Origin of the sequence: Streptomyces inhibens (assembly GCF_003389455.1) — a bacterium.
Lineage (GTDB): Bacteria > Actinomycetota > Actinomycetes > Streptomycetales > Streptomycetaceae > Streptomyces > Streptomyces inhibens.
Genome location: NZ_QUAC01000376.1, coordinates 1 through 6331 on the forward strand (window position 1 = coordinate 1; position 6331 = coordinate 6331).

Annotated in this window: 5 protein-coding genes; 4 read left to right on the forward strand and 1 reads right to left on the reverse strand. The window is 71.4% G+C overall.

Annotated features, from left to right (window positions below; translation table 11 throughout):
• Positions 1–117: 117 nt before the first annotated feature.
• The gene (locus tag DY245_RS34885; protein ID WP_342354249.1) at positions 118–1329 is read left to right on the forward strand and encodes a macrolide family glycosyltransferase; all 1212 of its coding nucleotides are present in this window, start codon (positions 118–120) and stop codon (positions 1327–1329) included.
• A gap of 37 nt (positions 1330–1366) precedes the next feature.
• Here DY245_RS34885 and DY245_RS34890 read toward each other — a convergent pair whose 3' ends face one another.
• Positions 1367–2551: a thiolase C-terminal domain-containing protein gene (locus tag DY245_RS34890; RefSeq protein WP_128511113.1), complete on the reverse strand. Its 1185-nt coding sequence runs from the start codon at positions 2549–2551 to the stop codon at positions 1367–1369.
• A 352-nt stretch (positions 2552–2903) separates the two neighbouring features.
• Here DY245_RS34890 and DY245_RS34895 point away from each other — a divergent pair, with 352 nt between their 5' ends.
• From DY245_RS34895 to DY245_RS34905, 3 genes are all read left to right on the forward strand, one after another.
• Positions 2904–4583 carry an IPT/TIG domain-containing protein gene (locus tag DY245_RS34895; RefSeq protein WP_128511114.1) on the forward strand — a complete coding sequence of 560 codons (1680 nt, stop codon included), beginning with the start codon at positions 2904–2906 and terminating at the stop codon, positions 4581–4583.
• A 201-nt stretch (positions 4584–4784) separates the two neighbouring features.
• Positions 4785–5288, forward strand: coding sequence for an allene oxide cyclase barrel-like domain-containing protein (locus tag DY245_RS34900; RefSeq protein ID WP_128511115.1), 504 nt, complete (start codon positions 4785–4787; stop codon positions 5286–5288).
• 220 nt (positions 5289–5508) lie between these two features.
• Positions 5509–6331, forward strand: an 823-nt coding sequence (locus tag DY245_RS34905; RefSeq protein WP_147318411.1) for an acyl-CoA dehydrogenase family protein, incomplete at its 3' end; no start/stop codon positions are given.

Genomic DNA, 6331 nt, shown 5'->3' on the forward strand with positions numbered 1-6331 from the left:
CACCCAGGCGTGCCCCCGGCGCGACCGGCTTCCCGGCCGGCCCCGCGCGGCGCCGCCCGGGCGGTCGGGCTTCCGTGTTCCCTGCCGTAGCTCTGTACCGAAGGAAGTCCTGCTCCCATGCGTCTCTCTGCCCATGCACCGGTCTCTGCCCATACGCCGGCCCATATCGCCATGATCGGCGCGCCCATGGTCAGCCATGTGCTGCCCAGCCTGGAGATCATCCGTGAGCTGGTGGCCCGCGGCCATCGCGTCACCTACGCCAACACCGACCACGCCGCCGCGCTGATCGCCTCCACCGGCGCCGAGTTCGTCCGTTACACCTCCACCCTGCCGGTCGCCGACAACAACTGGCCGCAGGACCCGATCGCCGCCTCCTCCCTCTTCCTCGACGACGCGATCGACGTATTGCCGCAGTTGCACGCCGCGTACGACGACGACCCCGCCGACCTCTACCTCTACGACATCGCCGCCTATGCGGCCCGCGCGCTGGCCGAGGCGCAGCGCCGCGACCTCGTCCAGCTGTCACCGACCTTTGTGGGCTGGGAGGGCGCCCAGGAGGAGATCGGCGCGCTGTTGGCCGGGCTGCCGGGGGCCGATGTCTATCGGGAGCGGTTCGCCGCCTGGCTGGCGCGGTGCGGTGCGCTCACCACGGACGTCGACGAGTTCTCCGGCCGGCCGCGCCGGGCGCTGGCGATGATCCCGCGGGCCATGCAGCCGCATGCGGACCGGGTCGACACGGACGCGGTGACCTTTGTCGGGCCGTGCCCGGGCGACCGTGCGGAGCAGGGCGGCTGGAAGCGGCCGGCCGGCGCCGAGAAGGTGCTGCTGGTGTCGCTGGGCTCGGCGTACACCCGGCAGCCGGAGTTCTACCGGCAGTGTGTGGCCGCGTTCGGGGAGCTGCCCGGGTGGCATGTGGTGCTGCAGATCGGCAAGTACACCGATCCGGCGGAGCTGGGTGCCAGGCTTCCGGCGAACATCGAAGTGCGGTCCTGGGTACCGCAGTTGGCCATCCTGGAGCAGGCGGACGCGTTTGTGACGCATGCCGGGATGGGCAGCAGCGGTGAGGGGCTGTACGCCGGTGTGCCGATGATCGCCGTGCCGCAGGGCGCCGAGCAGTTCGTCAACGCCGACCAGCTGGTCGAGCTGGGTGTCGCCCGCCGTATCGACACTGCTGATGCCACGGCAGAGGCATTGCGTACGGCGCTGACGCAGCTCACGACCGATCCCCGGGTGGCCGCGCGCTCGGCCGAGCTGCGGGCCGAGGCCTGTGCCGAGGGGGGCGCCCGCCGGGCTGCCGATCTGATCGAGGAGCGGCTGGGCCGGAAGTGAGGAGCGGGCCGGCCCGGGTGCATCCCGGGCCGGCCCCTCACCCCCGCCCCAGCACCACCGTTCCCGAGGAGCAGAACCAGCCGCCCGTGCCGGAGGCGACCGCGAGCTGGGGCAGTCCGCCGTCGGGCTTGCGGACCTGGCGGTCCGGGCCGGCCTCGCCGCGGAGCTGGCGTACCGCCTCCACCAGCAGGAACAGGCCGCGCATGCCGGGATGGCAGGCGGCCAGACCGCCGCCGTCGGTGTTGACCGGCAGCTCACCGTCGCGCAGCAGCCGCCCCTTCCCGACGAATGCGCCGCCCTCGCCCTTGGCGCAGAAGCCCAGGTCCTCCAGCGTCACCAGGGTCATATAGGTGAAGGCGTCGTAGAGCTCGGCGAGGTCGATCTCGGCGGGCCGGACACCGGCGCGTTCGAAGGCCAGTCGGCCGGAGACCGCCGCGGGGGAGACGGTGAAGTCGTCCCATTCGGACATGGTGGTGTGCGAGACCGCGGTGCCGGAACCGAGCACCCATACGGGCGGTTTGGCGAGATCGGGGACGTAGTCCTCGGCGACGAGCAGGACCGCGCAGCCGCCGTCGGAGCGGATGCAGCAGTGCAGTTTGGTGAACGGGTCGGCGATCATCGGGCCGGCGAGGACCTCGTCGACGGTGATCGGGTCGCGGTACAGGGCGTCCGGGTTGGCCGCCGCGTTGGCCCGTGCCTGGACCGCTATCTGGGCCAACTGCTCCAGTGTGGTGCCGTATTGGTGCATATGGCGGCGGGCGGCCATGGCGTATTTGGCGATCAGGGTATGCCCGTAGGGGGCCTCGAACTGGAGCGGTCCGCGGGCGCCGAAGGAGAGGTTGGAGGTGCGGCGCCCGGCCTTGATGTCGGCGCGGGCGGTGGAGCCGTAGACCAGGAGGACGGCCTTGGCGTGGCCGGCGGCGATCGCGTCGGCGGCGTGCGCGGCCATCACCTCCCAGGTGGCGCCGCCGACCGAGGTCGAGTCGACCCAGGTGGGGCGCAGCCCCAGATATTCGGCGACCTCGACGGGCGCGAGGGTGCCCAGCCCGGCCGAGGCGAAGCCGTCGATCACCGAACGGTCCAGCCCGCTGTCGGCGAGCGCCCGGCGGGCGGCCTGGGCGTGCAGGGCGTACGGGGTGGCCTCGTCCACGCGTCCGCAGTCGGACAGGGCAACTCCGGCGACGGCGACCTTGCGCTTCCCGTAAGGGGTCCCTGAAGTCATGAATCTGACGGTACATCAGATCAGTTGGGGTGGGCAGGGCATGGAGCGCGGCTGCTGCCCGGCCCTCCGTGGGCACGTCGCCCGATGCGGGCGCGAGGGGCCCGGACCGCGATCCGCCGGGCGGCGGGGTCCGGCAGCGATGTTGTTCAAGGAAGGCGGCGTAAAACGATTATCGGAGAATCGGAGTTACGGAGAGGGCTTTAAAGGATTTCAGGCGGAGGGTATTCTCACATCGCTGTGTGCATTTCTCCGTCCGGTCCGAGACCGGACGCCTGCTCGCTGTCAGCCCATACGGCGGAGCAGACATTTCCGTGTGCGGGACAAGGTCGTCCCGTCGACCTTAGGGAGTGTCATGTTCGCCTATACCTCGCAACCGCCGGCGCCTGCCGGGGTGCGCGACTCCGAATTACTCGCCGCATTCGCGGCAGGGACCGTCATTCCCGTGGGTAACACACCCGGGTCAATTGTCCTTACACCCGACGCGGCCCACGCTTATGTGGGCAACCGGGGCTCGGACACGGTGAGTGTGATCGACACCGCCACCGACACCGTCACGGACACCATCCCCACAGGGGCCGGTCTCGGGGGCGTGGCGATCAGTCCGGACGGCACCCGCGTGTATGCGACCGCCGCCGGCGACGGTCTGGTCAACGTGATCGACACCGCCACGAACACCATCGTCACGGACATCCCCGTAGGGGCGGGAGCGACGCTGGTGGCGTTCACCCCGGACGGCACCCGTGCCTACGTGACGCTGCAGACCACGAACCTGGTGAGTGTGGTCGACACCGCCACCAACACCGTCACCGGCACCGTGACCGTCGGGACCGGGCCGACCGGCGTGGTCGTCACCCCGGACGGGACCCGCGCCTATGTGGCGAGCTTCTCGGGTTCCGTCAGCGCGATCGACACCGCCACGAACACCGTCATCGCCACGATCGTCGCCGGCGACGTCCCCATCCTGCTGGCGGTCAGCTCCGACGGGGCCCGGGTCTACGTCACGAACGCCGGCAGCTCCTCGGTGAGTGTGATCGACACCGCCACCAACACCGTCACCGACACCATCGGCGTCAGCGCCATGCCGCGCTTCCTGGCGCTGAGCCCCGACGGCTCCCATCTGTACGTGGCGAATTCCGGACCGGACACGGTGGGTGTGATCGACACCGCCACCCGCACCGTCGTCGAGAACATCGGCGTGGGAGACGGCCCCCTCGGCATCGCCGTCTTCCCCGACGGGACACGCGCCTATGTGAGCGACTCCAACGCCGGCACCGTCGAAGTCATGGCGACGACCGTGATCCCCGACCAGGGGCCCACGGCAGGCGGAACCACCGTGACGCTGACCGGTCACCACCTGGCCAACGCCACCGCCGCGCACTTCGGCACCGCCCAGGCCGTCATCACCGCCAACACGGCGACCTCGGTGACCGTCACCGCCCCCGCCGGCTCCGGTGCCGTCCCCGTGACGGTCACCACCCCAGGCGGCACCGGCACCCTCGGATCCTTCTTCTACGTGCCGGCGCCCGCCCTCACCGGCATCAGCCCCGCCGCGGGCCCCGTCTCGGGCAGCGACCAGGCGATCGTCATCACCGGCCACAACCTCGCCGGAGCGATCGACGTGTTCTTCGGCACCACCCGGGCCGTCATCCAAAGCGTCTCCGACACCCAGATCACCGTCAGGGCCGGCGGTGCCCCGGCGCCGGGTGGCGTCGCCGTCACCGTGATCACCAGCGGCGGGAGCGCCGACGGCCTGACCTACACCTACGTCGGCCAGTCCACTGTCACCAACGTCAGCCCCGGTACGGGACCGACCTCCGGCGGCACCGGGGTGACGATCACCGGCACCGGCCTGAGCCACACCGAACAGGTCACCTTCCACGGCGTTCCGGCGCCCTTCGCGGTCATCTCCGATACCACCGTGACCGCCTCGTCCCCGCCCAGCGCCACCGAAGGCACCTTCGACGTCACCGTCACCGGCCCCGGCGGCACCTCATCGGGAGCGTTCACCTACGTCTCCGGACCCGGCATCTGACCCACCCGGGCACAGCGGCCGGGCGGATCCGGCATGCACGACCGGCGCCGGAGCATGTGAGAACCCGGCCGCCGGAACGCCGGCTCGATGGCCGGGCGGGATGCGCGGGGCCGTACCAGCCACGCGATATCGCTCCGGGAATCAGTGCATCTCATGGCAAATAGCCAGTGCATTTCCCTTCCAGTCCCACAGGAGAAAACCGTGCGTCACTTCAAGCATGTCGGTCTGAGCGCGGCCACCGGATTGGCGGCCCTCCTTTTCTGCTCTCACCCGGCGTCGGCCGCCACCGGTTCCGGCGGCGATTCCTACCCTCCGAGAGAGGAAGTCTTCCAGCTGGTCGCGAAGCAGACGCAAAGCGCTTTCGTCGATGTGGACGGGTCGACCGGGCCCAGCCAGGGAGACGAATTCGTCATCACCGGGAATCTCTTCCGCGCCAGCGTCGCCGTCGGCACCTACAGCGAGATCTGCACGCTGACCCGCACCGCCCCCATGGACGAGTTCGACCTCCAGTGCGCGGGCGACCTCGCCCTTCCTCTGGGGCAGCTCACGGTGGAAGGCCGGTTCACCGTCACAGCTGCCGGGCCCGGCAACATCGACCTCGCGATCACCGGAGGCACCGGGCGCTACCGCACAGCCCAGGGCTTCGTCCACGCCGACAACGTCAGTAGCACGGAAACGACGATCACCGTCCATCTCGTCCGCTGACCGGGCAGAAGGCACCCAGGGCGGCCCCACGCATCGTGGGGCCGCCCGTCCGGCCTCGCAGCCGCGATCGACGCCGTTCCTCCGCGAACGCGGCCCGGACTTTACGAACACTCCCTAGGAAAGTGCACCGCCCGTCCCTACTATGACGGCCCGTCAGATCGGAAGCGGGGGGCCCGTCGAACCGGACGGGCGTTGTCGCACGGCCGGGAGGAGCCCGCCGATGGATGCCGCGTTCACCGAGGAGCAGCACGAGATCCGCCGTACCCTGCGCGAACTGCTGCACAAACGCTGCGGTCCGGACGAGGTCAAGGCGGCCGTACGCACCCCACCGGGCTACGACGAACAGCTCTGGCGGCAGCTCGCCGCCCAGCTCGGACTGCCGGGCCTGGCGCTGCCCGCCGCCTACGGCGGGGCGGACTGCGGGCCCACCGAACTCGCCCTGGCCTGTGAGGAGACCGGCCGCGCCGTGCTTCCCTCGCCGCTGATCGCCACCGCCGCGCTGGCCGCCCCGCTGATTCTCGCGCTGGGCAGCGAGCGGCAGCGCGCCGAGCTGCTGCCGGCCATCGCCGCCGGGGAGCTGACCGCGACGCCCGTCGTACCGGCCGGCCGGCTGTCCACCGCACTCGCGCTGACCGGGCCGAACGACGGCGACTGGGCGGGCGGCGGCCGGGCCGGCGGCATCCAGGCGCGCGCCCAGGGCACCGGCTGGCGGCTGTACGGGGAGGCCGGGCAGGTGCTGAACGGGCACACTGCCGATGTGCTGGTGGTGGCCGCGCACACCGGTGGATTCGCGCGCAGCCGCACCCTGCTCTTCCTCGTACGGGCGAACGGGCGGGGGCCTGGGCGCGGCGAGGGGGCGGGCGGCGCCCCCGGGCTGCTGCGGGTCCGGCAGACCGCGCTGGACGAGACCCGGCCGCAGGCGCGGCTCGAACTGCGCGATGTGGAAGCGGAGTTGCTGGGGGAGGGGCGGTGCGACGGGGCGGCGGTGGCCCGGGCGCTCGCCGCGACCGGAGCGACGGCGGCCGCCGCGCTGGCCGCCGAGG

Bases quoted from the DNA above. Each gene is read 5' to 3' on its own strand.
- DY245_RS34885 (WP_342354249.1), top strand. From the start codon at position 118: ATGCGTCTCTCTGCCCATGCACCGGTCTCTGCCCATACGCCGGCCCAT.
- DY245_RS34890 (WP_128511113.1), bottom strand. From the start codon at position 2,551: ATGACTTCAGGGACCCCTTACGGGAAGCGCAAGGTCGCCGTCGCCGGA.
- DY245_RS34895 (WP_128511114.1), top strand. From the start codon at position 2,904: ATGTTCGCCTATACCTCGCAACCGCCGGCGCCTGCCGGGGTGCGCGAC.